Annotated in this window: 22 protein-coding genes; 13 read left to right on the forward strand and 9 right to left on the reverse strand. The window is 54.4% G+C overall.

All coding sequences use genetic code 11. The annotated features are described in order from the left end of the window. Positions 1–1113, forward strand: a 1113-nt coding sequence (locus tag ABYP39_RS00660; RefSeq protein ID WP_372780762.1) for an MFS transporter, incomplete at its 5' end; no start/stop codon positions are given. Here the strand turns inward: ABYP39_RS00660 and ABYP39_RS00665 are convergent. Then, entirely contained in the window at positions 1061–2341 is a 1281-nt protein-coding gene (locus ABYP39_RS00665; RefSeq protein ID WP_372780763.1) for a cytochrome b/b6 domain-containing protein, read from the reverse strand. The two genes, ABYP39_RS00660 and ABYP39_RS00665, sit on opposite strands and share 53 nt — an antisense overlap. A gap of 21 nt (positions 2342–2362) precedes the next feature. Further along, the gene (locus ABYP39_RS00670) at positions 2363–3070 is read right to left on the reverse strand and encodes a YceI family protein (RefSeq protein ID WP_372780764.1); all 708 of its coding nucleotides are present in this window, start codon (positions 3068–3070) and stop codon (positions 2363–2365) included. Between the two features lie 236 nt (positions 3071–3306). Between ABYP39_RS00670 and ABYP39_RS00675 the strand changes: the two genes are divergently transcribed. Next, a complete protein-coding gene (locus ABYP39_RS00675; protein WP_372749022.1) occupies positions 3307–3984 on the forward strand; it encodes a TetR/AcrR family transcriptional regulator in 678 nt (225 codons plus the stop codon). A gap of 58 nt (positions 3985–4042) precedes the next feature. Continuing rightward, entirely contained in the window at positions 4043–5350 is a 1308-nt protein-coding gene (locus ABYP39_RS00680) for a spinster family MFS transporter (RefSeq protein ID WP_372749021.1), read from the forward strand. Here the strand turns inward: ABYP39_RS00680 and ABYP39_RS00685 are convergent, their stop codons facing one another. Then, on the reverse strand, positions 5351–6136 hold the full coding sequence (locus ABYP39_RS00685) for an SDR family NAD(P)-dependent oxidoreductase (RefSeq protein WP_372780765.1): 786 nt from the start codon (positions 6134–6136) through the stop codon (positions 5351–5353). A gap of 214 nt (positions 6137–6350) precedes the next feature. On the opposite strand from ABYP39_RS00685, the gene ABYP39_RS00690 reads away from it, so the two are divergent. Continuing rightward, positions 6351–7115, forward strand: a complete 765-nt coding sequence (locus tag ABYP39_RS00690) for an SDR family NAD(P)-dependent oxidoreductase (protein ID WP_372780766.1) — start codon at positions 6351–6353, stop codon at positions 7113–7115. Between the two features lie 90 nt (positions 7116–7205). Here ABYP39_RS00690 and ABYP39_RS00695 read toward each other — a convergent pair whose 3' ends face one another. Further along, positions 7206–8045: a TauD/TfdA dioxygenase family protein gene (locus tag ABYP39_RS00695; protein WP_372764766.1), complete on the reverse strand. Its 840-nt coding sequence runs from the start codon at positions 8043–8045 to the stop codon at positions 7206–7208. A 35-nt stretch (positions 8046–8080) separates the two neighbouring features. Then, positions 8081–9457 carry an SRPBCC family protein gene (locus ABYP39_RS00700; protein ID WP_372780767.1) on the reverse strand — a complete coding sequence of 459 codons (1377 nt, stop codon included), beginning with the start codon at positions 9455–9457 and terminating at the stop codon, positions 8081–8083. 369 nt (positions 9458–9826) lie between these two features. On the opposite strand from ABYP39_RS00700, the gene ABYP39_RS00705 reads away from it, so the two are divergent. From ABYP39_RS00705 to ABYP39_RS00745, 9 genes are all read left to right on the forward strand, one after another. Further along, the gene (locus ABYP39_RS00705; RefSeq protein ID WP_372749229.1) at positions 9827–11422 is read left to right on the forward strand and encodes a gluconolaconase; all 1596 of its coding nucleotides are present in this window, start codon (positions 9827–9829) and stop codon (positions 11420–11422) included. A gap of 27 nt (positions 11423–11449) precedes the next feature. After that, entirely contained in the window at positions 11450–12613 is a 1164-nt protein-coding gene (locus ABYP39_RS00710; RefSeq protein WP_372764087.1) for a MaoC family dehydratase N-terminal domain-containing protein, read from the forward strand. An 82-nt stretch (positions 12614–12695) separates the two neighbouring features. After that, complete coding sequence (locus ABYP39_RS00715; protein WP_372749231.1) at positions 12696–13607, forward strand: SDR family NAD(P)-dependent oxidoreductase; 912 nt, start codon at positions 12696–12698, stop codon at positions 13605–13607. Between the two features lie 181 nt (positions 13608–13788). Then, positions 13789–15357, forward strand: coding sequence for an acyl-CoA synthetase (locus ABYP39_RS00720; protein ID WP_372759369.1), 1569 nt, complete (start codon positions 13789–13791; stop codon positions 15355–15357). Between the two features lie 15 nt (positions 15358–15372). After that, entirely contained in the window at positions 15373–16500 is a 1128-nt protein-coding gene (locus ABYP39_RS00725) for a MaoC family dehydratase N-terminal domain-containing protein (RefSeq protein WP_372747708.1), read from the forward strand. Between the two features lie 127 nt (positions 16501–16627). After that, entirely contained in the window at positions 16628–17836 is a 1209-nt protein-coding gene (locus tag ABYP39_RS00730) for a CaiB/BaiF CoA transferase family protein (RefSeq protein WP_372764088.1), read from the forward strand. Between the two features lie 27 nt (positions 17837–17863). Continuing rightward, positions 17864–18775 (forward strand): SDR family NAD(P)-dependent oxidoreductase, encoded by a 912-nt coding sequence (locus ABYP39_RS00735; protein ID WP_372747706.1) that lies wholly within the window; start codon positions 17864–17866, stop codon positions 18773–18775. Between the two features lie 36 nt (positions 18776–18811). Next, positions 18812–20515 carry a class I adenylate-forming enzyme family protein gene (locus ABYP39_RS00740; RefSeq protein ID WP_372780768.1) on the forward strand — a complete coding sequence of 568 codons (1704 nt, stop codon included), beginning with the start codon at positions 18812–18814 and terminating at the stop codon, positions 20513–20515. Further along, positions 20512–20925 (forward strand): PaaI family thioesterase, encoded by a 414-nt coding sequence (locus tag ABYP39_RS00745; RefSeq protein WP_372747704.1) that lies wholly within the window; start codon positions 20512–20514, stop codon positions 20923–20925. Before ABYP39_RS00740 ends, ABYP39_RS00745 begins: the two co-directional genes overlap by 4 nt. A gap of 61 nt (positions 20926–20986) precedes the next feature. Here ABYP39_RS00745 and ABYP39_RS00750 read toward each other — a convergent pair whose 3' ends face one another. From ABYP39_RS00750 to ABYP39_RS00765, 4 genes are all read right to left on the reverse strand, one after another. Next, the gene (locus tag ABYP39_RS00750; RefSeq protein WP_372747703.1) at positions 20987–22036 is read right to left on the reverse strand and encodes a dihydrodipicolinate reductase; all 1050 of its coding nucleotides are present in this window, start codon (positions 22034–22036) and stop codon (positions 20987–20989) included. 164 nt (positions 22037–22200) lie between these two features. Further along, positions 22201–24645, reverse strand: a complete 2445-nt coding sequence (locus ABYP39_RS00755; protein WP_372780769.1) for a TonB-dependent receptor — start codon at positions 24643–24645, stop codon at positions 22201–22203. A 370-nt stretch (positions 24646–25015) separates the two neighbouring features. Further along, entirely contained in the window at positions 25016–25612 is a 597-nt protein-coding gene (locus ABYP39_RS00760; protein WP_372780770.1) for a TetR/AcrR family transcriptional regulator, read from the reverse strand. Between the two features lie 116 nt (positions 25613–25728). Then, complete coding sequence (locus ABYP39_RS00765) at positions 25729–26049, reverse strand: 2Fe-2S iron-sulfur cluster-binding protein (RefSeq protein ID WP_372747700.1); 321 nt, start codon at positions 26047–26049, stop codon at positions 25729–25731. Positions 26050–26113: the final 64 nt, after the last annotated feature.

Consider the following 26113-nt stretch of genomic DNA (forward strand, 5'->3'; position numbering starts at 1 on the left):
AGCGCCATGGTTCAGGTTCTCGGTGTGACTGTGACTACGTTGAGTGCGGGTTTGCTCAGTCCCGTGCTAGGTGTTGCGGTTGACCGCCTGCCATTGAAATGGCTAATGAGTGGCTCCGCACTGTGGTTCTGTAGCGGTTTTTTCGCGATGTCCTGGACATCGGCCATGTGGCAAGTATTGCTGGTTTATGCGGTTTTCATGGCGCCGGCAACGGTCTTATTGGGCTCGATGGCCAGCGCTGGCCTGTTGTCTCGTTGGTTCAATCATCAGCGTGCCCGGGCACTGGGCGTGGCGGCGACCGGTGTGGCCGTTGGTGGTTTGTTGCTGCCCCCGTTGTTGCAGTGGTTGATTGAGCTCTTTCAGTGGCGAGTGGGGCTGCGGTATTACGGTGCTGCGCTCGCGCTAGTAATGCTTCCCGTAGCCTGGGGCCTGATAAAAGGGCAGCCTTCAGCTGCTGAACTTGCTCAAGAACCAGGCGTTGATGAGCACCATGATCCGAAGCACCGCACGCAGCCGAAGGCGCTCAATTTACGCGACAGTAGTTTCTGGCTGTTGGCCATATCGTTAGGGTTTATTTTCTGCGGTCCCATTGCGCTCACCAGTAACATGCTGCCGTTGTTGGTGAGTAAAGGCATCGACGCCAGCACTGGGGTGTTTGTTTTATCGTTGGTGGCGATAGCCAACTTTGCGGGCAAAGTGTTGGTGGCCTGGCGCGGTGACAGAGTGCCCCATCATTATGCGTTGTCCGCTATTCTGGCCACTCTGGGTTTGGCAGCGTGGGTGTTTGTAGAGGCACAAAGTTTTGCGGGCTTTGCACTGGCGGGGATGATGGTAGGGGTATCGGCGGGCGGCACCGCACCTTTGTGGAGTCTTACGCTGTCACGATTGTATGGTAGCACTCAGGTCGGCCGTGCGATGGGGATGATGCGATTGGCGATAATGCCCTTCACGCTCAGCGCGGTGCCCTTGCTTGGCTGGGTGTTTGATCGAACCGGTAGTTATGATTCTGGCTTTACTGCATATGTTGGCTTGGCCGCGCTGGGTAGTATATTCATTTTATTTACTGGTCGCCGTCATGCTGCCGCGACCATTGCGCCTCTACCAAGATCTTGATATCGCGTGATACCCACTCGCCGCTGGGATCTGATTCCATGCCCATGGGGATATTGGCCCGATCAATGGTCAGTTCACCAGAAATACGTACAGAGTCATTGTTGATGCGCAGTGTTAATGGTTCAAGTATGAGTGCCTGACCCTTGATGGTCAGCACGCCGTGAAGATCAAAATCGCCGTTGTCGCGTGCGGTAATTGCCGTGCTCTGAAAGGTGGCGAAGGGGTGTGTGCTCACGTCAAACCACTCTGGCTCAGGGAGCGTACGGTTATGCAGGGGCACGCCATCGCTGGCCGAGCCCGTATCGACCACGACCAGCACAGTGCCAGCATCTGGGTTGTTGAGCGGCAGATGCAGCTTGCTTACCCAGTGTCCGAATCTGCCGGTAAAAGGGCGTCCGGCGTGGCTGCCACTGAAACCAATGTAGCTTTTTTCGGTGATTAGCTGCCAGCTGCTGGTGAGTGCCAGCGACGCCGTCGTGGTTGAGTCTTGCAGGCGCTGAAGCTGCTGTTCAATGGCTGGCGCGGTTTGGTTTTGCGGCTGTCTTTCAATGGCAATTGCAATGAATGCGACACTGGCCGCCAGCACGAGCAGAGCTCTTGTAGCACCGGCCCGGCCGTTGCTGGGCAGGGTGGATTTGTCTGCCGACGACAGTGCCGGAATCATACGGGCCAGTATATCGTCCCGTAGCATAAGGTGGTGTCGGAAGGCGGCAGCTACGTGTAGAACCAGCAGCAGGATAAAAACCGAGCTCAGTATTTCGTGGGCTTGCAGGGTCGTACCGGCAATGGCTTGTCGAGCAGTATCGTCTTGGGTGTTGAGGGCGAGTAAATGAGGAACCTCGAACAAACCAAACCACAGTGTGGGCACGGTCATCGGGGCATCACCACGCCATTGAGTCGACACGTACAGCCAGCCGCTCAGTGGTAGACCGAGCATAAGTGCGTAGAACAAGCCGTGTGTTGCGCTTGCAGCGAAGCGCTCCCAGGGTGGAGTGTGTGGCGGTAAAGCCGGCGCCGGGTGCAGCAGTCGCCAGCTGAGACGCAACAGGCTCAATGCCAGCACACTCAGACCGATGGATTTGTGCCACTGAAAAGCGTTTGCGGCAGTGTTGCGGCTTGCGCTGTCGTTTAGCGCGTCGCCCATCCACCAGCCGAGCCCCAGATTGATGATAATCAGCGCCGCGATCAGCCAGTGAAAAGCTATCGCGACGCGGTTGTAGCGCACCACGGTTACTGGGTTCCTGTCAGTTTACGATGCCGGCTTTTCAACAACCTGATGCAGTTCGCCTTCAAATAGGACCGTTACAGTGTCACTGATCAGGGGCGGGTTGGTCAGATGTGTCATGCCAAATTTGGAACGCTCAAAGGTGCCGCTGACGGAAAAGCCCAGAGCACCGAAGCCAAAGAAAGGGTGCTGTGCAACCTGGCCAACCAGTTCTGCGGTGAGGGTCACCGGGTGCGTTTGACCAAGCAGTGTGAGCTTGCCGTCAATCTTCAATTTGCCATCACCGGTTGGTGTGATGCTGGTGGACTGATAGGTAATTTGAGGGTGTTCTTGTACATTCAGAAATTTGGGGCTTTGGCTCAGGTCTTCTTCCCAGCTTTTGTAAGGCGATTGTTTGTGGGTTGCCACGTAGTCGCCGTCGTAATCTGTTGCAATAGAGCTCGGGTCTATTTCCACTCGCAGTGACGAAGCGGCCAGGTTGTCTGGTTGAATGTCGGCGCTTACCTCGAAGTCAGTAAAACGCATGACATAATTTGACAGTCCAATATGCGTGACGCTGAAGTTGAGGCTGGAGTGGTAAGGGTCATTCTTGTATTGACCTGCCGGTACCACCAGGCGGAGAGGTTCTGCTTCTGCTGAGGCTTGTGGTGCTGGCTCGCTCGACTTTGAGCAACCTGTCAGGCTGACGACTGCCACGATCAGTGCAATCGGTAATAGGTGCAGTTTGTGCATTCTGGTTTCCTTATTCATGTTATTGCCCGTCAATCTTTGGGTTGTGTTTGCCAATTAATTCGACAGGTTAGTGTGCTCAAAGAGCTGTTTGCTGGCAACTGTCGAGTGATGAATTGTGACCTGAGCGAATGTCTAAATGATGATTGTTTAGACAACACTGTGTTGACTAAACGGCACGAGGTGCGGACAATCCACAAGTGCTAATCAACAGCGATGATAACTGAGGGGGTAAACCTATGGCGCGACGACGTGACAAAGCTGCAACGCGGGAAGCAATTCTGGAGGCTGCCCGTACAGTCCTGTCATCGGATGGCCCCGATGCGCTGAGTTTAACGAAAGTCGCGAACCTTGCGGGTATAAACCGTGGTACAGCGTACCAGCATTTTGAAACCCGGGAGGAGCTGATCAAGGCGACGGTCGAATGGGTCAGTAACCACCTTTCCACCACGATTTTTGGCGAAGTTGGGGTTGATGAGTCCGGGCACTGGGAGGGCGGTGCGAGTGACCGCCCCCTCTATGAAGTCGTCGAGGGTCTGGTGGATTTTGCGGTGGATAATCCGGCCCTTTGCCGCATATGGCTCTTTGAAGTGCTGGCGGCGGACAATCCGGGCGAAGACCGCTTTTTCCGCCAATTTAAGGAGTCTACTCGTGAGATGGCCGAAAGTGAGATTGCCCAGGAAGGCATAGACCCCGAAGCCTTGTCGGTGCTTATGCTGGCTGGTTACTTCTTGTGGCCGGTATGGGTGGATTCACATGCCAAAACAAAAAAAGAACGGGAAAACATGAAAACCCGCATGCGTCGCGAAGTGTTGCGTCTGTGTTTGTTCGGTGTGGTCAAGACAGACAGCAATCAGCATATTCTCGATAATGTGCGAGAACGTGAAAAAGCGCGCACCGGTAAAGCGTGGGATTAATTCGCCGATGCCCGCCACGTCGGGCATCCAACACACGATAATAAGAGTTTATATAGCGATGTCTAAATCGACCGCTCCAACCGATGACAGCGTTCAGTTCAGCACGGGTTATTCAAACTATGTGCTCGCGGTGCTGTTTATTGTTTATGTTGTTAACTTTATTGACCGTCAGGTTCTCTCGGTTTTCATAGGACCTATCAAGGAGGAATTTGGCGCCTCGGATACGCAGATGGGGTTGCTGGTCGGGTTTGCCTTTGCCCTGTTGTATACCATTGCGGGTATCCCCATTGCCCGCTGGGCAGACAAGGGTAGTCGGCGCAATATCATTGCCATCGGTTTGACTGTGTGGAGCGCCTTTACGGTGCTATCAGGGTTTGCAAAAAGTTTTGGTCAGCTCGCCATCGCCAGGGTTGGTGTGGGTATTGGTGAGGCTGCGGGCTCGCCCCCGGCACATTCGCTCATTGCTGACTATTTTCCGGTTAGCAAACGCGGCACTGCACTTGCCATATACGCTGCCGGAGCCTTTGTTGGCGGCGCCATCGCATTTTTGTGCGGTGGCTATTTACGTGAGTTTTTTGATTGGCGAACAGCGTTTATCGTGGTGGGCGCGCCGGGTCTGTTGATCGCACTGCTAGTTCGTTTCACCGTAAAAGAGCCGCCGCGTGGATACTCCGAACAACGCACTGGCGAGAACGCGAGCTCCACGCTTAAGGAAACGCTGGTCTTTTTGTGCGGTAGCAAGGCCTGGGTGTTTATGATGGCGGGCTATTCATTATTGTCATTGACCGGTTATGCGATTCTGATGTGGGGCTTTGAGTTCCTGGCCCGTATCCACGGCATGAACCCCATCAGCACCGGGCAGCTAATGGGTATTGTTATCGGTGTCGGGGGTAGTTTGGGGGCATTGATTGGTGGTCGTCTGGTAGACAAGATGAGTCTGATCAAAGTTTCCCGTGCGGTCAGTGTACCAGCCTTGATTACACTGGCTGGGTTGCCCGTGGGGGCGGTCTTTTTAATGTCGCAGACACAGACCATGGCAATGTGGACCTTTCTGCCGTTTTTCCTGATGCTCAATATCTATATTCCGGCGATGTTCAGTACCAATCAAAATCTGGCCAAGCTGGATATGCGGGCAACCGCTTCAGCGATTATGCTGTTTATTGTGAATATCGTAGGGGCCGGCGCCGGGCCGCTACTGGTTGGAGCGCTGAGCGATGTTTTTGCCGCGGAGCACGGCATTGAATCGATTCGCTACGCTCTGCTGTGTGCTGTTGGTTTGGGCGTGATCGGTGCATTGCTGCTGTTGTATTGCAGTCGCTATCTTGAGGAGGATCTAAAGCGTGCCCATAGCGCAGCGGTCGAGTAGCTACTGACCAAACACCATTTTCTCACTGAAATAGCTGATCAACATCAATCGCCGCTTGCGCCAGGATGCGCGTAGGCCAAACCGTTGTCCCCAGTTGTAGATGGGGCCAGCAGAGAGCTTGGCCAATCCAGTGGCGGCGACAGCCTCAGGTGCGGCCAGATTCTTAGGCGGTTTTTTGCCTTTCTCTTCCAATAATTGATGAAAAGCGGGTGTGTCTGTGGTGGTGAGTACCAGATGTAATACGTCGACATTGTGGGGCTTGAGTTCCGCCCATAAAGACTCGGTGAAGCATAACTGAAACGCTTTGACTCCGGTGTATGTCGCCATATAGGCGCCCCCGCCGTAGCAGGCCCCGGAGCCTACGATCAAAATCCCGCCGCGCTTTTTTACCCGCATTTCGCTGGCAAAATGATGCACACACGCCAGTGGCGTAACAACGTTTAGCATCGTCAGTTGCTGCCAATTGTCGATTGTTTTGTCGAGAAAGTGCGCGCCATTAGGGTCGGCGCCGGCGTTGCAGACCAATAGGCCAATATGGCGTTCACCGCATGCCTGTTTGATTTTGTCGACGGCATTGGGTTGGCTCAGGTCTGTGCTGGCGACGATACAGTCAACGCCAAACTCCGCACGAATTTCATCAGCAAGGGCCTGTAGCGGCTGCTGCCTTCGTGCCACAAGAACACTCGGTAAGCCTTGCGCTGCGAGTTGCCTGGCGAACGCTCGGCCAGTGCCCTCGGAAGCGCCCATAATTAATGCCCAGGGCCCATACTTTTCTGCGAATGTCATAGCGGTGCTCGGTTTTTTTCGTTCATGGTGGTGGCAGAGTGTAGCCTTTGTGATTGTGGCAGTAGAGGTGAAATGATGTCGAAAGGTGGACACAGCGAGCCGTTGGTTGCTTCTCGCAGGTAATCAACACAGGTGTTTAAATATCTTCAATTTGCCAGCGTCACGCGGTACAGTGGGCGTAGCGAATTGACTGCAGAAACGGGGTGACAGAATTATGCAGGTTGCAATTATTACAGGTGCTGGTGGCGGCATTGGTTTTGCGACAGCGCAAAAATTGTATGACATGGGCATTGCAATTGTCGGTGTAGGGCGCGATCGGGAAAAGCTGAAAAAGCTGGAAGCGGCGCTGGGAAATGATACTGAGCGAGTAGCCACTGTGTCGGTGGATATTGCGGCCGAAGACGGGCCTCAGACAATTGTTAAGCTGGCCGTTGAACGGTTCGGGCGGATAGACTACCTGATCAACAATGCGGGTATCGGTAGCCCGAAGCCCTTACATGAAACAGACGATGAAACCCTTGATCGTTTTCTGGGAATCATGCTGCGGGCGCCATTTCGCCTGGCGCGGGATGTAATTCCTCACATGAAGCCGGGCTCGGCCATTATCAATGTTACCTCCACCTTTGCGGTGGTGGGTGGTCGACGTGGTGGCGCCTATTCCGCTTCTAAAGGCGGGCTGCAATCTCTCACGCTGCATATTGCCTGCGAATATGGCGCGCAGGGTATACGCGCCAACTGCGTGGCGCCGGGCGTGACGGCGACGGATATGGTGCGTGAGCGGATGAATGATCCGGATTTTGTGCGAATGAACGTGGATATGACGCCGTACCCGCGATTGGGGGAGGCTGAGGATATCGCGAGCACCATTGCATTCTTGTGTTCCAAGGGCGGCGAATACATCAATGGACAGACGATCGTTGTCGATGGCGGATGGTCGTCCACTAAATATCTATCGCCGGAAGCGATGGCTGCTAAGTAATCCAGTCCGACCGAGTCGTCTTCTTGGAAAGCTAGCGACAACTAAAAACGCCAGGCTATGCGCCTGGCGTTTTTGTGTCTTGCTTAACTTTTAAGCCGCTTCAAAGGACTCCTCGCCCTTAAGCTTGGTGCGCAGCATCATGCGCCCTGAGTTGGGGTCATAGGGCGTTGCCCGGTGCATGGTGCCGGTGTTATCCCACATTACGGTGTCGCCTACGGTCCAGGTGTGGCTGTAGGTGAATTGCTCCTGTGTGGCCCATTCACGCAAGCGTACCAGTAGTTGGGTGCTTTCCATGTGATCCATGTCCAGCACGTGGTGTGCTGTGGCACCTATCACCAGCGATTTTCGGCCAGAGGCGTGTTTCCAGACCAGCGGTAAGTTGTTTTCGCCGATACGCATCATTTCCTGAACTTTTTGCAGTGGCGGCTCTGGGTCGTAGTAGAACAGTGTCGCCCATGCCGAGTGGCTCACGCGCAGTTTTTCGATGGCTTTTTTATCGTCATCGGATAGAGCGTCGTAGGCAGCGTAGGTGTTGCAAAATTCGGTATTGCCTCCTTCTTTCGACAGCACTCGGCCGCTGAGAATAGATGCAAAGACGGGTACTTTGCTCATGGTGCCATCGATGTGCCAGTACATGGAACCTTTCAGGTAGTCCGCTTTGACATTGGCGCTGCTATCAAGCGTCACCTTGTAAAGCAGCTCGCCGTCCATTTCGGGTGCCATGGTGCCCAGCGTTTCGGTAAAGGCCACCTGTTCTTCTTCGGTGAAGTCGATTTTCGGAAATACGAGTACGCCTCGCTGTTCAATCAGTTCGCGAATATCTGCAGCGAACTCGCCGCTGAGCAGCTGAGCTTTACTGAGGCCGATCTTGCTGCCGATATGATCTTTCAGGTTGGTGGCTTTAAGCTTTTCATGCAAGGCTGTAGTCATGGTGTCGATCCTGTGTGCGGTGTTACAAAACGGGTTTAGTCTTTGATGTATCTGTCGATTTCCTGATGCATATTCAGGATGATCTTTTCATAGTAATCCGCCAACCAAATTTGCTTTGCGCCCTGGGTATGGAGGCCTTTCTGAATGCGTGGAATATTCGCGAAATCCTGTCGTGGGATCTGCAGAAACTGTGCGGGATCATGTACGTCTGTCATTTTCTGCACTTCAGCGCGTTTGGGTTTTTCGGCGGCTGGCAATGTTTTGGTGGAATAGATTTCGAAGATGCAGGAGTTTGGATCAAAGCCATTGGGGCGAACCCGGTAAATCATGGTATTGCCGGCCTGGGGCAGAATCATGAGATTGGGGAAGATAAAAATTTCGCCGCCCCATTGCGCTAATACCTGCGGTTCGGGTTTGGGCATGGGACGCTGCTGTTTGGCCGCCGTTTCGTAAAGTGCTTTCATATATTCCGCACCGAGCGACGAACCCTCTGGAATGGGTTTTCCTTTTAGTGAGCGCACTAACGCTACATCTTCAGCCAGTACCATGGCATCCATGCCTTCGACCAGCAAGTTGAGTCGGTCAGCCATTAGATCTACTGGATCGCCTTCAACGCGGACGTGACCGGCCATGGGTGTTTTTTCGCCACCAAGAAAGCGACCGTGGCCGTGTTCAAAGGTTTCGTATAGGTGGTCCAGATGGCTGTAGTGTGGTGGTGGCGTGGCGACATCGTCGCCAAAGATGAAGTCGGCGCCTTCCTTCTCCAATTGTGGGTGCGTTGCGGGAACGTGGTAGCCCTCGAGGAAGGCTTCTACGGCGACTTTCCAGTTGGCCGGTACTTCAACAGATTTCCACCAGTAGTGATGCATGTCGCCGATGGCGAGATCTTCAGTAAGTTGTTTGACTGGTGCGATGAAATCGGCAAACGAGCTGGGGTTTTTTCCTGGGTAGATAAAAACGAAACCGGCCCAGATCTCAACCGGTACCTCTTTCAGGGCAACGTCTTCATCTTTGAGTTTGCCGTCTCTGAACTGTTGGCGCTCCAGTACGTACTGGTTTTTGCCGGCTAGATCCCAGCGCCAGCCGTGGAAAGGGCAAATGATTCGGCATTTTTCAAAGCTGCCCGCATCTTCGGCCAGGGCGGTGCCACGATGTGGGCAGGCATTGTGATAGGCCTTGACGGTGTTCTCGTCGACCCGTACCACCATGATGGAGTGATGGCCTATATCGTAGACGGTGTAGTCGCCAGTTTCGGGAATTTCATCCAAGCGTGCCGCAGCTTGCCAGGTGTTGCTCCACAGACGTTCGTGCTCGAGGCGGGCAAATTCAGGGTCGGTGTAGCGGCCGCTGCGAATGCCATGCTCCAGCGTTTTCCAGGATTCTGGCCAGTTGTCTGATGCAATCTTGTTCATAGTTTTCGCCTTTGCCTTGGTTCTGATTTCGCGTTGAGCGTGACAGGCGTTAGTTGTCCGTCTTGTGCATACTCAAGCATACCGTCGACGCATCATGGCTTCAATATTATATTTTTCAATTGTCCGTACAAATATATATTTAATGCCAGTAAACGCTATAAAACATGATTTAATAGTTAAATTAAATAAAAAATAGATATGGACATATTTTATCATTTGATGAACAGTGTTGATTATTATTAATATTGACACGCTTTGGCTAGTCTAGGCGAGTCCGGAATGGATTTTTCCGTCGGCGGGAGGACGGCTGCGGCTGTTGAGCCTCGCTTTGTCACTTGGGTCAGGCAAGAAAATACAAGAGGGTAGGTTATGTCATTACACGCGACCCGCTATCCCGGTGGGGTAAATCCTGATATTGCACCGGGCTGGCAGCTTGAGCGTTTACTGCAGCCCAGCAGACTCTATGGCGCCAACGGCCTCCGTACGGGTGCTGACGGTCGACTATACGTTGCGCAGGTGTCTGGTAGTCAGATCAGCGCGATCGATGTGGATACAGGGCTGGTGGAAAGCATCAGCCCAATGGGCGGTGACATTGTGGCGCCCGACGACCTCGCCTTTGACGCTGCTGGCAATCTGTTTGCTACGGAGATCACCGAAGGTCGCGTCAGTATGCTATCGCCAAGTGGCCAGAGTCGTGTTGTTTGCGGGGATATGCCGTGTGCCAACCCGATCACGATATATAACGGCCGCCTGTTTGCGGGGGAGTGTCGTCCCGAGGGCCGCATTATGGAGCTGGATCTGAATGGTGCACCACCGCGCATTATTCTGGAAAACGTGCCGATGCCTAATGCGATGGAAGTGGGGCCGGACGGCAAACTGTATTTTCCGGTGATGGGGGTCAATGAAATCTGGCGAGTAAGCCTGGATGGCGGGCAACCCGAAGTAGTTGCCACCGAGCTGGGTGTGCCGGATGCCGTCAAGTTTGACGCAGATGGATTTATTGTCAGTACCCAGGTGGGCAGTGGTCAGGTATTGCGTATTAACCTTGCGACCGGAGAGCGCGAAGTATTGGCGACAATCGCGCCGGGGCTGGATAACCTGAGTTTTATTGGCAAGCGGTTGTTTGTATCGAGCATTTCCGGGCAGGTTAACGAAATTCTCGGCGGTGGAAAATTGCGCTCGGTTATTCCCGACGGCATGCAATTTCCGCTCGGGCTGGCGGTGAACGAGGATGGCAATCTGTTTATTGCCGATGGCGGCTTCACCTACACGATGACGCCCGGTGGTGAGCCGCAGGTTGCAGGTATGCTTTTTTCACCGGGTTTTCCAGGTTATACCCGAGGCGTTGCAGCATCAGCTCCTGGTGAGTACGTCGTGACGACGGCCAATGGTCAGATTGCACGGTGGCAACCGGCAGGGCAGCGCAGCGACATTCTGGCAGAGGGTTTCGACCGGCTTTATGGCGTGGCGCTGGCTGGCGATACGGTATTTGCGGCAGATGCGGGCAGTGGGCGTCTGCTGGCTGTGCGCAACGGCGAAGTGTCTACGTTGGCCCAGGATCTTAAAGAACCGATGGGCGTTGCCGTGCACGACGACGCCGTGCTGGTCGCTGAAGAAAAAGCCGGTCGCGTGGTGAAAGTGGTCGGTAAGCGGGTTGAAACCGTGCTTGATGGTCTGCGTCAGCCGCAGGGAATACTGGTGCTGGGAGACCTGCTCTACATTGTTGATGTAGGTGCAAAATCTTTGATCGAACTAAACCTGTCCAGCGGCGCGCAGCGAACGCTGGCGCAGAATCTGCCGGTGGGTGCCCCCGATGGTGTGGTCCCCAAATTCCTGCAGGCGATTCCCCCTCTCTCCGGGCCAATGGGCCCTTTTGCAGGGATTGCCGCGGGCGCAGATGGAACCCTTTACCTTTCAGGCGATGCGGACGGCAGCGTTATTGCGTTGCGCCCGATTGTGTCCTGACCCGATTATTTTTTTTGGAGTAGCACTATGACGAAGCATACCCTCGATACATCTGATCTCGATGCACTGATGGGCAAGCCGATTGCGCCAGCGCGGATGAAAGAACCCTTGCACAACAATGATTTTCGTCGCTGGGTGCAGGCGATGCACTACCCGAACCTGCTGCACTACGATCACGACTTCGCAGCAGAAGGACGCTACGGCAAGCTGGTGGCACCGCAGTCTTTTGCGGTGGCAACCGATGACGGCCACGGTGCCGGCCCGGCTTGCGTCGGCAAAATTCCGGATTCTCACCTGATATTTGGCGGTGACGAGTGGTGGTTCTACGGCCCGCGCATTTTCGGTGGCGACGAAATTACTAACGAAAAAGTGCCCTTGGATTACAGCATTAAAGAAACAAGCTTTGCCGGCCCCACCTGTTTCCAGCGTGGTGACAACAACTACTACAACCAGGACGGGGACTTCATAGCGAAACAGCGCTCCACTGCCATTCGTTACAGCCGCGAGGCAGCGGTGGAAATGGGTGCAATGGAGCCGACTGAAGACCCGATCTGGACCCCGGAGCAGTTGGAAGATATCCAGTCGAAGAAATACGAATACATCAAGATGATGCACGACCTGGGGCATGGCAAGCGCTACTGGGACGACGTAAATGTTGGTGACGAGCTTCCCGTTCGTATTATCGGACCACACAGTATTGCCAGCTTCACCACTGAATGGCGCGCCTATCTGTTTACGATCTGGGGCGGCACCCATCGTCCCGGTATGGACATGGAGGCAATGGGCTTTACCGCAGAGTTTGCCGGCCATGAAAATGACCCGGTAATGGAGCGGGATAACCCTGAGCTGACTGATGGCGCCTATTTTGGTCCCTCGCGCGGCCATCTATTCCCGGAGTGGGCACACCGCATTGGTATGTCTCGCGCATACGGCTACGGCGCCTCGATGGGGGCTTGGGTGCTGGATTATCTGGCGGGATGGGCCGGCGAGTGGGGGCAGGTTGTCCACAGTAAAGCAGCGTACCGAGGCCCGGCATTTACGGGAGATATCACGGTTCTGTCTGCCAAAGTGGTTGACAAGAAAGTCGATGAAGAGGGCCGCAATATCATTCAGGTTGAATGCAAAATGGCTACGCAGACGGATTCGGTCATGGCCACGGCCACCGCAGAGATTGAGCTGCCGACGAAGTAAGGTCGCGAAGCTGGTTGGGGCGGCGGTTGTCTATCGCTGCCCCTTTTTGTTTTAGGCGGATAAAAGATTACGGAGAGCGGTCATGTCAGATTTGCAATTCGGTGGGCGCGTAGCGGTGATTACCGGCGCGGGTAGGGGGCTCGGGCGCGCTTATGCGCTCTTGCTTGCTGCGCAGGGCGCACGTGTCGTGGTTAACGATCCGGGCAGCAGTCTGCAGGGCGACGGCATGGATGTTGGGCCGGCTCAGTCTGTGGTTGACGAGATTGTGGCCAGCGGCGGGCAAGCTGTCGCCAATACTGATTCGGTCGCCACGCCCGAGGGAGGAAAAAATATTGTCGACGCGGCGATCCAGGCCTATGGGCAGATCGATATTCTGATTCACAACGCCGGTATTGTGCGACCGGCGTCTCTGCGCGATATGACATATCAGGATTTTAACGATGTGCTTGATGTGCATTTGCACGGCGCTTTTAACGTGGTTAAGCCAGCGTTTCCTTTAATGTGCGATGCAGGCTTTGGTCGAATAGTGCTTACCGGTTCTATCGGCGGTCTCTATGGCAATCACAAGCAGGCCAATTATGGCGTAGCCAAAGCCGGCATGATCGGGCTTTCCAATGTGGTTGCGCTGGAAGGTGATGAGCACAACGTAAAGTGCAATTTGATTATCCCGGGGGCGGTCACCCGGATGGCGGAAGGTATTGATACCTCTGCCTACCCACCCATGGAGCCAGAACTGGTGGCGCCGGTTGTCGGTTGGCTCAGCCATGACAGCTGCACTATCACCGGAGAAATGTTGGTATCCATCGCTGGCCGAGTGGCGCGCACTGCAATCGCCGAAAGTCGGGGGGTTTATCAACCTGCCTGGACCATGGCGGAGGTGGGCGAGCGCATCGATGAAATTCGCGATACCGCTGAGCCGCTTGTGTTTCCGGTGGTGCCTTCGGCCCACGTAGATCATATTCGCTACAGTTTTGCGATGGCATCGAAAGGTTAACGGTGCTGGATGTTTGCGGGCTGTGGCAGCGCGGGTGCGGCGCCGGAGCATCCAGCGCTATTCAATATATAAAAGTTAATTCAGTATTTGAAATGCCGATGGGTGTGTGGCATTGTGTACATCAACAACGCTGTTGATTAGCGGCGACTATGTATCGTTCTACTGAGCTACCGGTGAAACAATGGCCAAACTGACTGACTACACCTCCTACGCTGATGCACAGGCCCACGCCAGTTCATCAGCACTTTGGGAGTTGTTTGATGGTGACCGCGAGCACCTGAATATTGCCCACGAGTGCATGACCCGCCACGCAGATGGCAGCGGTCGCACCGCCGTTCGAATAGCCCATGCGGACGGGGCAGATGAGATCCTGAGTTTTGACGAAATTGCTGCGCGCTCTGCGCAGTTTGCCCATTGGCTGGTGGAAAAAGGCATCCAGCCGGGCGATCGAATAGCTTTTATGCTTGAGCCCTCGCTGCCCTTTTATACCAGTCTGTTTGGCGCAATGATGACTGGCGCCATCTCGGTACCGCTGTTTACCCTGTTTGGGCTGGATGGCCTTCGTCTGCGCGTGGATGACTGCAAACCAAAATTGCTGGTTACCAACGATGACAAATCAGATATTGCCCATCAGGTTGACGGGCTCGATATCGTAGTTGCCAACGACAATCTGCTTAATGAAATCAGCCAGTACCCAACGGTCTTTGAAACCCGCACCAAGGCCTCCGATCTTGCGGTATTCCAATACACTTCCGGCACTACTCGCGAGTTACCGGCGGCAGTAAAGCATACCCATAAGTCACTGGTTACCCTGATGTTCGCGGCGCTCTATGGCACTGGTATTCGGCCGGGCGATGAGTACTTCTGTCCTTCGTCGCCCGCGTGGGGGCACGGTCTTTGGCACGGCACACTTGCACCGTTAGCTTTGGGTGTTACCACCGGTACTTTCGCGGGTCGCTTTGACGCAGTGCGTCTAATGAAGGCATTGCAGGATTACAAGATCACCAATATGTCTGCGGCAGCCACCCACTACCGAATGATGAAAAACTCCGGCAAGGGTGATGACTTTAGCTTCGCGATCAACAAGCTTTCTTTCACGGGAGAACCTTGCGATCCGGGCACCCTGGAATTTATTGACGAAACCTTCAAGGTGCCGGCCTGCAGTATGTATGGCACTACCGAAATCGGCGTAGTGCTGGTCAATTTCCCCGGCGCTCAGGACTACGATGTAAAGCCCGGTTCGCTAGGGAAGCCTATTCCCGGCCTGAAGCTGCAGGTGCAGCGCAGCGACGGCACAGAAACGGATGCCGATGAAGTAGGCGAATTGATGCTCTGGAAGCGCGACCACTGGGAGACAACCAAAGATCTGGCCCGTCGCGACCAAGACGGCTATCTCTACCACTGCGGGCGTGCCGATGACGTGATCATTTCTGCCGGTTGGACCATGAGTGCCGTCGAAATTGAAAACACCATGCTCAAACACGATGCGGTGGATGAAGTTGCGGTTATTGGCGTACCTGATGAAACCCGTGGCCAAGTAGTAAAAGCGTTTGTTGTCGGCAAGCAGCAAGGCAGCGACGCATTGATTAAAGAGCTGCAGGAATTTACCCGGAGCCGCCTGGCCCAGCATGAATTCCCGCGCATTGTTGAATTTGTGAGTGAACTTCCCAAAACGCCGGCAGGCAAAGTTCACCGCAAGATCTTGCGTGACCGCGAAACAGCGAAAGCTGCAGCGGCCGCCGGCGTTTAAACTTAGGAGAGGAAAATGGCAGAGAACAAATTCCCCAAAATCACCGAAGAAGGTCTGGAATCCCTTCGCAAGCGTATCGGTGTAAAAATTGAAAATACGATCGAGCCTTGGAACTACGAAGCTACTCGAGACGCGATCCGTCATTACGCCCACGGTATTGGTGATGACAACCCGCTGTGGTGTGATCCCGAGTATGCCAAGAACACGAAGTACGGTGAACTTGTTGCGCTGCCCAGCTTTATGTTTACCACCAGCCGTATTATTTCTGGTTACTGCGGTGGTCTGTCTGGCGTGCATGCCATGTGGGCGGGTGCAGACTGGAACTGGCACAAGCCGGTAATGCGTAACGATTCCATTCGCACAGAAGCCTACCTGAAAGATCTGGTAGAGCATCAGACTAAGTTTGCGGGTCGTTCGTTCCAGCAGATTTACCATGTTGATTTTTACAACCAGCATGGTGATCTGGTAGCCGACGCCGATAGCTGGGTCTTTCGAACCGACCGCGACGAAGCGCGAGAGCGTGGTACTAAATACACTGACGTAAAAGGCAAGGTTGAACCGCATACGGATGAGCAGCTGGCTCAGTGGAGCAAGCTTTACGATCAGGAAGAAATTCGCGGCGCAACCCCCCGCTATTGGGAAGATGTGCAGGAAGGCGAAGAATTGCCTACCATGATGAAAGGTCCCATGACAGTGACCGGCTTTATCTGTTACGCGCAGGGTTGGGGTGGTCTGTATATTCGGGCCAACAAGCTGGCTTACAAAATGCAGCAGAAGCATCCCGGTACGGGCATCAAGAACCGCTTCAATGTGCCGGATTGCCCTGAGCGTGTTCACTGGGATGAAGACTTTGCTCTGCAGGTTGGTGCACCCGGCGCCTATGATTATGGCCCCGAGCGAACTTCCTGGTTGACTCACCATTGCACGAACTGGATGGGGGACGACGGGTTCCTGACCAAACATAAAAGCCAGATCCGCCGTCATAACCCCGATGGTGATGTGATCTTTATTAAGGGGCAGGTGACACGCAAGTTCCAGGAGAACGGCAAGTGCTTTGTGGAAATCAGCCAGCGTGCTGAAACACATCGTGGCGAGCTGTCTGCCACCGGTGCTGCTATTGTTGAGCTGCCATCCAAAGGCTGATCAGCGCCCGCTCGCAAGAGCGGGTTTATAGAATTTACAGGGATGGTTCCTTACGGGGAGCCGTCCTTTTTTGCCATCTGTGGTGGTGAGATTTCCCCCGTACAGAGAAGTACGGTAAAGGACGATAATGACAACAGAACGTGGCTGGGCTGGCCCCTTACAAGATGTCCGTGTACTGGATCTGACTCGGGTTCTGGCTGGCCCTTCGGCGTCGTTGGCGTTGGCCGATCTCGGTGCAGAGGTGATCAAAGTAGAGCCCCCGGGCAGCGGTGATGAAACCCGCACATTTCCGCCTTTTCGCGACGGTGAAAGCCACTACTACCTCGCTATCAATCGCGGCAAAAAAAGTATTGTTATCGATCTGAAAACCGAAGAGGGCGTACAGCTGGTCAAAGATTTGGCGGCCAAGTGCGACATCCTGATTGAAAACTATCGGCCCGGTGTAATGGATCGCCTGGGATTGAGTTATGAGGTCTTGTCCGCGATCAACCCCGGTCTGATTTACTGTGCGATTTCCGGTTTTGGGCAAGATGGCCCGTTGCGGGACCGTCCTTCTTTTGACATTGTTTTGCAGGCTATGTCCGGTGCCATGAGTGTCAATGGTGAACCGGGTGGATTGCCCACCAAACTCGGTATTCCACTGGGTGATCTGATCGGGGGTATCAATGGCCCGATTGCGATTCTCGGTGCCTTGCACGAACGCAATACTACCGGTAAAGGTCGACTTATTGATATTAGTCTGATGGACGGCATGATGGGTATGCTGGGCTATCTGGCTCAGCTCGCATTTTTTACCGGCGAAGATCCCAAGCCGGTCGGATCTCAGCACCCTAACCTAGTACCTTATGGCGCGTTTCCCGCAAGTGATGGATCAATCATCGTTGCGTGTTTGACCAATAACTTCTGGGGGCGCATATGCAAGGCTATAGCCCAGCCTGAGCTGGAAAACGACGGGCGCTTTAACACCATCGAAAAGCGGCGCAATGCACGCGAAAATGTTAACGCGATTGTGGCGTCCTTTACCGAACAACACACGGTAGATGCACTGGTCGAATTGTTTACCGAGCATCAGGTGCCGCACGCACCGATTCTGGGGATTACCGAAGCTCTGAATCAGCCGCAGGCGAAAGCCCGCAATATGGTGGTCGAGACAGATCACAAAACCCTGGGCACCATACCCATCGTTAACCGTCCGATCAAATACCCCGGTGCGGATCAGGCTATTCCCAGCGCGCCGCCTGTGTTGGGGCAAAATACCAATGAGGTATTGGCGGACATATTGAATTTGGATGAGGCTCGCATTGGGGAGCTTCGCAGCCGAAATATCGTAGGCTGACACTCCTATTATAAAAAGGAGAACAACATGACAGAACTGAGATTTAATAACCGCGTTGCCGTCATCACAGGTGCCGGTCGCGGTCTCGGCCGCGCCTATGCACTTTTGCTTGCTTCGCGCGGCGCTAAAGTGGTTATCAATGACCCCGGTGTCAGCATGGAAGGCGACAGCACTGAGGAAGGCCCGGCGGATGCGGTGGTCAGTGAAATCAAAGCGGCGGGCGGTGAAGCGGTGGCCAATACCGATTCCGTTGCCACACCGGAAGGTGGGCAGGCCATCGTGCAGTCCGCCCTCGATACCTTTGGCCGTATTGATATCCTGATTCATAATGCCGGTATCGTGCGCCGTTCGCCTATCGAAGAGATGAGCGTAGAAGATTTCGAATCGGTTCTGGACGTTCACCTGCGCGGTGGCTTTCATGTATTGAAGCCGGCTTTTTCCGCGATGAAAAAAGCCGGTTACGGCAGAATCGTGATGACCGGTTCGATCAATGGTCTCTACGGCAATGCCGGTGTGATGAACTACAGTGTGGCCAAGGGCGGGTTGATCGCCATGTCGAATGTGGCGGCGCTGGAGGGTGCGGACTATGGGATCAAGAGCAACGTGATACTGCCCGCAGCGGTAACGCGTATGTCGGCCGGTGTGGACACCAGCGCTTTCCCGCCGATGGATCCGGATCTGGTTGCGCCCACTGTTGGTTGGTTGGCTCACGAATCCTGTTCTGTCAGTGGCGAAATGCTGTCATCGGCAGCCGGACGTATTGCACGTGCATTCCCGGCAGAATCGCCCGGTGTGTATCAGCCAAGTTGGACCATAGAACAGGTGGGTGAGCGTATTGAAGCGATTCGTAACGCGGATCAGCCGCTGGTGTTTGCTCCTGTGCCGAGCGGTCATATGGATCATTTGCGCTATAGCTTTGCCATGGCATCCAAGAAGTAAATCGATTCGACATAAGGCAGACTGACAGGAATTATCATGATGCAACTGGCAGAAATCGTGGGTAACCAATCCCTGGTCAAAGGCATTCCGCTCAGTGAAGAGGAGGGCGTCGGCGCCCTGACACTGGGTAGTTTTTTGAAGGAAGTCTCCACGCGTTACGCGGACTGTGAAGCTGCGGTAATGCGCACGGGAGATTCTGCACAGCGCTGGTCCTATAAGGATCTGTGGAATGATTCTGTGCGACTTGCTAGAGCACTGGTCGCCAAAGGCGTCACTAAAGGTACGCGGGTCGGCATTCTCGCGACCAACCGCTACGAGTTTCTGACAAGCACATTCGGTACGGCACTGGCGGGTGGCGTGGCCACAACCATGAATACTTTTTCAACGGCTGCGGAACTGGAAATCCTACTGGAATCTTCGGCCTGCTCTGTGTTGTTGTTCGAGCGCAAAGTACTTAAGAAAGATTTCGCCGATATTCTGATTGAGCTGGAACCGCAGTTGAAAAGCTGCGCGCCCGGGGAACTGCGTTCTAGAAAATTCCCGTTTCTGCGCCATTTGTCGATGATGGACAGCGAAAGTGGTGAGGGCGGTATTGAAGGTTGGGAAGCCTTTCAGGCCTGCGCCGACGAAACGCCGATGGCCCTAATCGACAGTATTCTGGAAAATGTGGTGCCGGCCGATCCGGGTGTATTGTTTTTCTCGTCAGGATCTACGGGGAAGCCGAAAGGCATCCTCAGCGCCCATCGTGGTGTGTGTCTGCAAATGTGGCGCTGGCGCCAGTGGCTGCAGTTTGGCGACGACGTGCGCAGTTGGTCAGCCAACGGCTTTTTCTTCTCCGGTAACTTTGCATGGGCCTTGGGCAGCACCTTGTCCGCTGGCGGCAGCATGATTTTGCAGCCAACCTTTCAGGCCGAAGAAGCCTTGTCGCTGATCGAACAGGAAAAGGTTACTTTTATTGCCGCGTGGCCGCACCAGTGGGCGCAGCTGACTGATGCCAAAAACTGGAACGATGTCGATCTCTCATCTCTGGTGTATATCGATAAGAACTCGCCAGTCGCAGCACATCCTACGGTGAATTCCAACTGGGTGGATGCTCAGAAGGCCTACGGCAATACCGAAACGTTTACCATCAGCTCCATGTTTCCAGCCAATACGCCGGATGACATCGCAGCGGGCACCCACGGCATTCCAGTGGCAGGCAATACCTTCAAGATCGTTGACCCGCTCACTGGTGAGATTAAACCCATCGGCGAGAGTGGTGAAATTGCCGTGAAGGGCCCCACCCTGATGCTGAACTACATCGGAATCCCGATGGATGATGTGCTCGACGATGAAGGTTTTTTTCGTACGGGTGACGGCGGCTTTTTCGACGAGCGCGGCCGTCTGCATTGGGAAGGTCGCATTAACGACATTATCAAAACAGGTGGTGCCAATGTGTCCCCGGTCGAGATAGATATCGTACTGGCGAAGTGTCCCGGTGTGAAAGTTACCAAAACGGTCGGCGTACCCGACGAATTACTGGGCGAAATCGTGGTGTCTTGTATTGTGCCGGTGGATGGCGCGGAGATTACCGAAGATCAGGTACGCAACTTCGCCAAGGAAAAATTGGCCGCCTTTAAAGTACCGCGTCGCGTGCTGTTCTTTGCCGAAGACGAGCTGGAAATGACCGGTAGCGCCAAAGTTAAGGCCAAGGAGCTGATTGAGCAGGCCGTGCAGCGCTTGGCGGCAGAAAAAACGTGAGTCAGGAGCTGACAGTACCCGAGGGCTGGAAACGACGCGAGATGAAGGGTATTCCAGCCTCGATGGAAGCCCTGTGTACCCGCAAGACTGAGCAGGGCTTTCAGTACGCACTGCAGGTCGATGAACGCCACGCGAACGCGCAGGGAATGTTGCATGGCGGTGTGTTGATGAGCTTCCTCGATCACGGCATGTCGCTGATCATCTGGGAGGCAACTGATCGCGCATTCTGTTCAACCGTCCATCTGGACAGCCACTTTCTGGCTGCCGTAAGGCCCCCGGCCTTTATAGTGCTGGATGCTGAAATACTGCGCCAGGGGCAAAAGCTGGTGTTTGCTCGGGGAACCCTTAGCGTTGAGGGTGAGGCGGTGATGGAAGCGACCGGGGTTTGGAGTGTGACGCGGCCCAAGTAAGGTGCAAGTAGTCGGCAAAGATTCGCGAGCAGACTGGTATTGCTGCCCACTCGCGAAGTCATTAGCCGAGTCGCGCTATCACTTGCGGCAACTCTGCAGTGGTTTTTACGCCGGGGCTGGCGGCACACACCGCTTCGATAGCATTCACCGCGCGGTGCGCGGTATATCCACCCATCTGCTCGGCCACCGGCTCATCGGTGCGGGGCATGTTGAGTCGAACATCCAGCGGCGTGTCGCCTTCGACATTGACTCGCCAACCGGTATCACCCAGCTCCCATTCGCGATCCAGCTCGGTCGCACAGTACCAGTTGGCGCGCAGTTGTATCAGTGGCTTGCCGTTGCGTATGCCGGCGATGGTAATACGCTGGGCAGCAACCGTGCCCGGCTCGATATACGCATCTTCTGCAATTTTAATACGCGACGTGGCGTTTGCAGTCTCGCCAAAAGCTTTCACCTCGTCTATCTCAAGTCCCAAGGCCACGGAGGTGGAGGTAAGCGATTGCTCAAAACCTTCAGCCATATGCTGGAGCATACCCTGGTCAAACTCGCCGGTGGCTTCACGGCCATAGCCCATTACATCAAATACCATTTCAGGTGAGCAGGATTCGGGAATGTAGGCGTATTCGTCGATCGTAACGCAGTCTACGCGTCGTGCTAGCGAGGTCAGTACTACCGGAATCGCTTCGGTAATAAAGCCCGGGCTGGAGCCGGTGGCGTGCAGGCTGCTATTACCTTTTTGACAGGCGGCCAAAACGCGCTCGCGAAACTCAGGGCGCATCTTCGGCGCATAGAAAAATTCATTGCGAGTGGTGACGATATTGATACCTGCTTCGAGTAGACGGCAGATGTCATCCAGATTGGCGCCTTCCTGCATATAGAGCACGCAATCGGGTTTCAATGCGACTACATCGTCGATGGAGCGGGTGGCTTTAATACCGGTTGCCGGCAGTCCGATAAGCTCGCCGGCGTCTTTGCCTTCTTTGGCTGCGCTGTGTACATAGAGACCGACCAACTCTAGATGGGGATGCTGAATGACCGCGCGCATGGCCCGTGAACCAACCTTGCCGGTGGCCCATTGAACAACGCGCAGTGTGGAATTCTGGCTGCTCATAGGATGTCCTCGCCGTGAAATTTATTATTGAACAGTGCTGTTGGTTTATAACATGCCTGCGACAAGTAGTGGAACCCTGAGTTTCATTAAATGTCGCTTGTGTGAGCAAATCTCTGCCACAAAAAAGGGAGCCCAAGGGCTCCCTTTGGTAGCTGCGAAAAGGCTTAAAAGGTGTAGCGCAGGCGGGCGCCGTACATTTTCGGCAGGCCACTCATGCGCGATTCGAAGCCCAGTACGGTGTAGGTGCCGGAAACATATGTCGCATACTCTTCATCTTTCAGGTTGGTGGCATATAGCGACAGGTCTACGTTGCTGCCGAAGATGCCGTACCAATCTGCGTTCGCATTAAACAGTTCGTAGGCAGGCAGCATAGCAAAGGGCGAGGTACTGGATGCCGCTGCGCGCTGTTCACCGGTGTATACGTAGGTGATGCCGGTTTCAACAACACCCCAACTCAGTGGTAGCGGCAGGTTGTAGTTCAATGAGGCTACCCAGGCGCTTTCCGGGGCAAACGGCAGCTCGTCGCCTTCGTCGGCAATGGGTGTGGCGGTGGCGCCGCCAAGTGTGCCCGCCGAGGCGGCAACTTTGGCTCGGGTGTCTTCCTGTTCTTCAAGTTCCGTGTCGAGCTTGGAATAGGATAGGGCCAGCGTAAGTCCGTCGTAAAGCTGCAGGAAAGCTTCTGCTTCAAAGCCTTTGATAGTGGATTTGCCGGCGTTGAAAATCGCTACGGTCTGGGCTGACGTTTCGTTGATATAGCCGGTTTGCAGCTGCATGTTTTCAAAGTCGTTATCAAAGATAGCGACGTTGAAGCGACCGGGAATCGGGCCGCCAAAGGCTGTTTTGGCGCCAATCTCGTAGGTGTCGACTTTTTCGGCTTCAAAGGTATCAATGCCGGGATCAACCGCCGCGTTCACGCTGCCCTGACGGTAACCGCGAATGTATTTTGCGTACAGCATGGTTTCTTGCCACGGACGGTACTGTACTTCCAACAGGCCGGTTGGTGCTTCGCTGGATTGCTCAGGCTCGGTGACCTGAATAACCGGCTGCTGCTGTTGTTCACCCACATAGGGGTAGCGGGTTTTCTTGCCGTAGCCGTAGGTGTCGTCCCACGTATAGCGAACGCCGAGGGTGCCGGTCAGAGATTCCAGAAAATCGTAAGAAGCCTGAGCATATGCCGCTTTGTTAACGTATTCAGTTTCAAATTCGTTCACGATTACACTGCCAAGCACACCGCCGGTTACATCGAAGCAGTTGTACTCGGAGGGATCGCCTTCCAGTGTGGAGTTGTCGCAGGAAATAGTACCGGCTGATGTATTGCCTGACGGACCATCGGGCACACTGTTTTCGTAGTAGACGCCTGCCTGCCATTCCAAGCGGCTGTCTGAGGTCAGGCCCTGGAGCTGAACTTCTGCTACGTAGGTTTCCTGGCTGGTAACCGGGTAGTTTGGATTGACGATGGACAGACCCACTGAGAACTCTCGGTTGGGGTCGAAGGCACCGGGAACAGCAACGGGCAGTGGCAATACGTTACCCACTACGTCGGGAAATCGGGTGCCGAAAATATCAGAACCGTTTTCGGTTTCCAGATGGGCATAGGCCAGAATGTTTTTCAGCGTAATGCTTTCGTTGATATCCCAAGTGAAGGTGTTGATTAGACGCTTTTCCTTGATTGTCGTGATCGGTGTTTTCACCGTGCTGACGATATCGTAGTACCCGTCCTGACCGGTTTCGCGCTGCATTTCCAGCTGGTCATTACAACCCTGATTGGTGAAGACCCCAATGATCTGCTGGGTAGGATCGTTGTTGCTCTCGTTATTGCAGGCAAATAAACGAGAGGTGTAACCGGCAGTGTCGGAATCCACGTCGGTGAGGATGGTGTAGTTTTCCATCGACTCATTGATGTCCCACACCGCGCTCAGGCGAAAAGCCGTGTAGTCGACATTGCCCAGTTTATCTGCGCCAATGTTGGTAATGTTGTTCAGGTGACCGTCGCGCTCGTTGTGGTCTACCCCGAAACGCATGTGGAAGGTGTCGGTCAGGGAAAAATTGGCCACCGCCTGCTGGCGTGAAGAACTGTAGTTGCTTTCTGAGAATTCAACGTAGGCTTCGAATTCGTCGCTTGGTTTGTTGGGTACGAGCAGGATTGATCCGCCAGTGGTATTGCGGCCAAACAAGGTACCCTGGGGGCCTTTCAGTACCTGAACGTTTGCCAGATCAAACAATGAGCCCGGCCCGGCGCCGTCACCAGATGTTTGCGACGTCTGGCCGCGTGGTGCAATTACCTCGGCGAAGTAAACGCCAACCGAGGCCGTCGTTCGCAGTGAGCGGGTAAAGCCGCGAATAGAAAAGGTCGCGTTTTCCGGCCCGAAGCGGGTATTGGTAGTCAGCGATGGCGTATAGGTCGCAATATCATTGGAGTTGGTCATGTTGACATTGGCGATCTGTTCTTGATCGAATACCGTGATCGAGATGGCGACGTCCTGGGCGCTTTCTTCTTTGCGCTGGGCCGTGACCACAACCTCTTCCAGCAGAGCGCTTCGCACCGTATCCTGCGCCGAAACCTGAGGTGTCACCGCCGCAGCGCCAACCGTTAACGACAGGCTGCTCATTAAAATTTGTCTTTTGTCTTTCATAACTCACCTTTCAGTCCGTGAATTGGCACCTATCTTCCCTTATTGGGTAATGACTTGATGGCACTGCCCAAGCTATATTTAATAGACACCACTGTTGAGCATTATACGTGGAGATGATTTCAAATGAAATAGTGTGGTTCTTAACGTGGGCCCGTAATGCGCGCGCTTTTATTCAGAGCGTGACCGCAGTCAGGTATCAGGAGGTACGGGGGCTGCGCCGTGTATCGTATGGCATGGAGATCCGAAAAATTGGGTCGGTGGGCACAAGTGCTGTGCTGATAGTGCGCTATTTGCATCGCTATAGCGCTAACCCCATCGGTTATATGAGGAGGATCGCGCCGTGCAGTTAGGCTTCGGCGGCGTTTTCCTGAAGAGTGAATACCGGCCCCAAAACAGCGCGGCGATAGATTTCAGCGATTTTTTCGAGCGGCATGGGATCGTCCTGTCGCAGCCACCAGGCGAGGAGCTCAATAGTGCTACTGGCCACAAGAATGACGCCAAATTCTGCGGGTAGCCAGTCGCTCTGTTCGGGGGTGTGGGCGGCCACCTCCTGCGCTACGCGCACAAACTCATCGCGCAGTGCGCTGGCGGCTCCACCGGTCAGCAGCGTGCTCCACAGTGTCCGGTGCTGATCGACGTATTGGCACAGTGCAAGCGACGCAGTGTCGGTATCGCTGGCATTGAATGTCACCAAGGTGTAGTCGATCAACTGCCGGATTTCCTCTGTAGCAATTTCTTCCAGCAGGGATTCCTTGGTTGGATGATGCCGAAAGAAAGTGGTATAGCCAATGCCTGCATCTGCGGCCAGTTCGCGGATGGTAATCTGTTCAAATGGCTTGGTGGACAGCAAATCCAGCATGGCCTTGCGCAATGCCTCGCGGGTGCGCACTACACGCGCGTCCGATGTGGTCGAAAAATGTGGGCGATATATTTTGTTGGGCATCGGTGGTGTTGGTCGAATCGGCTAACGGGGCAGCCAGTGTACCGTAAAATGCCGTGGCTCGTTAAAGGGACGTAACGGGGCGTGGCCCCGTCTGCAGTGCACAGTCTGCCGGCGCGTTAGATCTGTCGTTCAGGCATGCGAACTACCATGCCGTCGAGCTCATCCGATACGCTAATCTGGCAAGACAGCCGGCTGGTTTCGGCGGGCTCGCAGACTTCTTCCAGCAGAATGTCTTCCATCTCACTTTTGTCGCTCAGTTTGTCTGCAAACTGCGGGTCTATGTACACATGGCAGGTAGCGCAGGAGCAGGCCCCGCCGCAGTCCGCCATAATGCCGCGCACGTTGTGGTCGATGGCGGCTTGCATAATGGAGGTGCCATTGTCGATGTCCAGCACGTGTTCGGTGCCGTCAAATTCGATAAAAGTAATTTGTGCCATGACTGTTCTCTATGGTTACGCGATTTGGGGGAGCGCACCGGACGCTCGCCCCAAACCATTCGCC

The organism is Litorivivens sp., from assembly GCF_041625495.1.
Classification (GTDB): Bacteria; Pseudomonadota; Gammaproteobacteria; order Pseudomonadales; family Spongiibacteraceae; genus Litorivivens.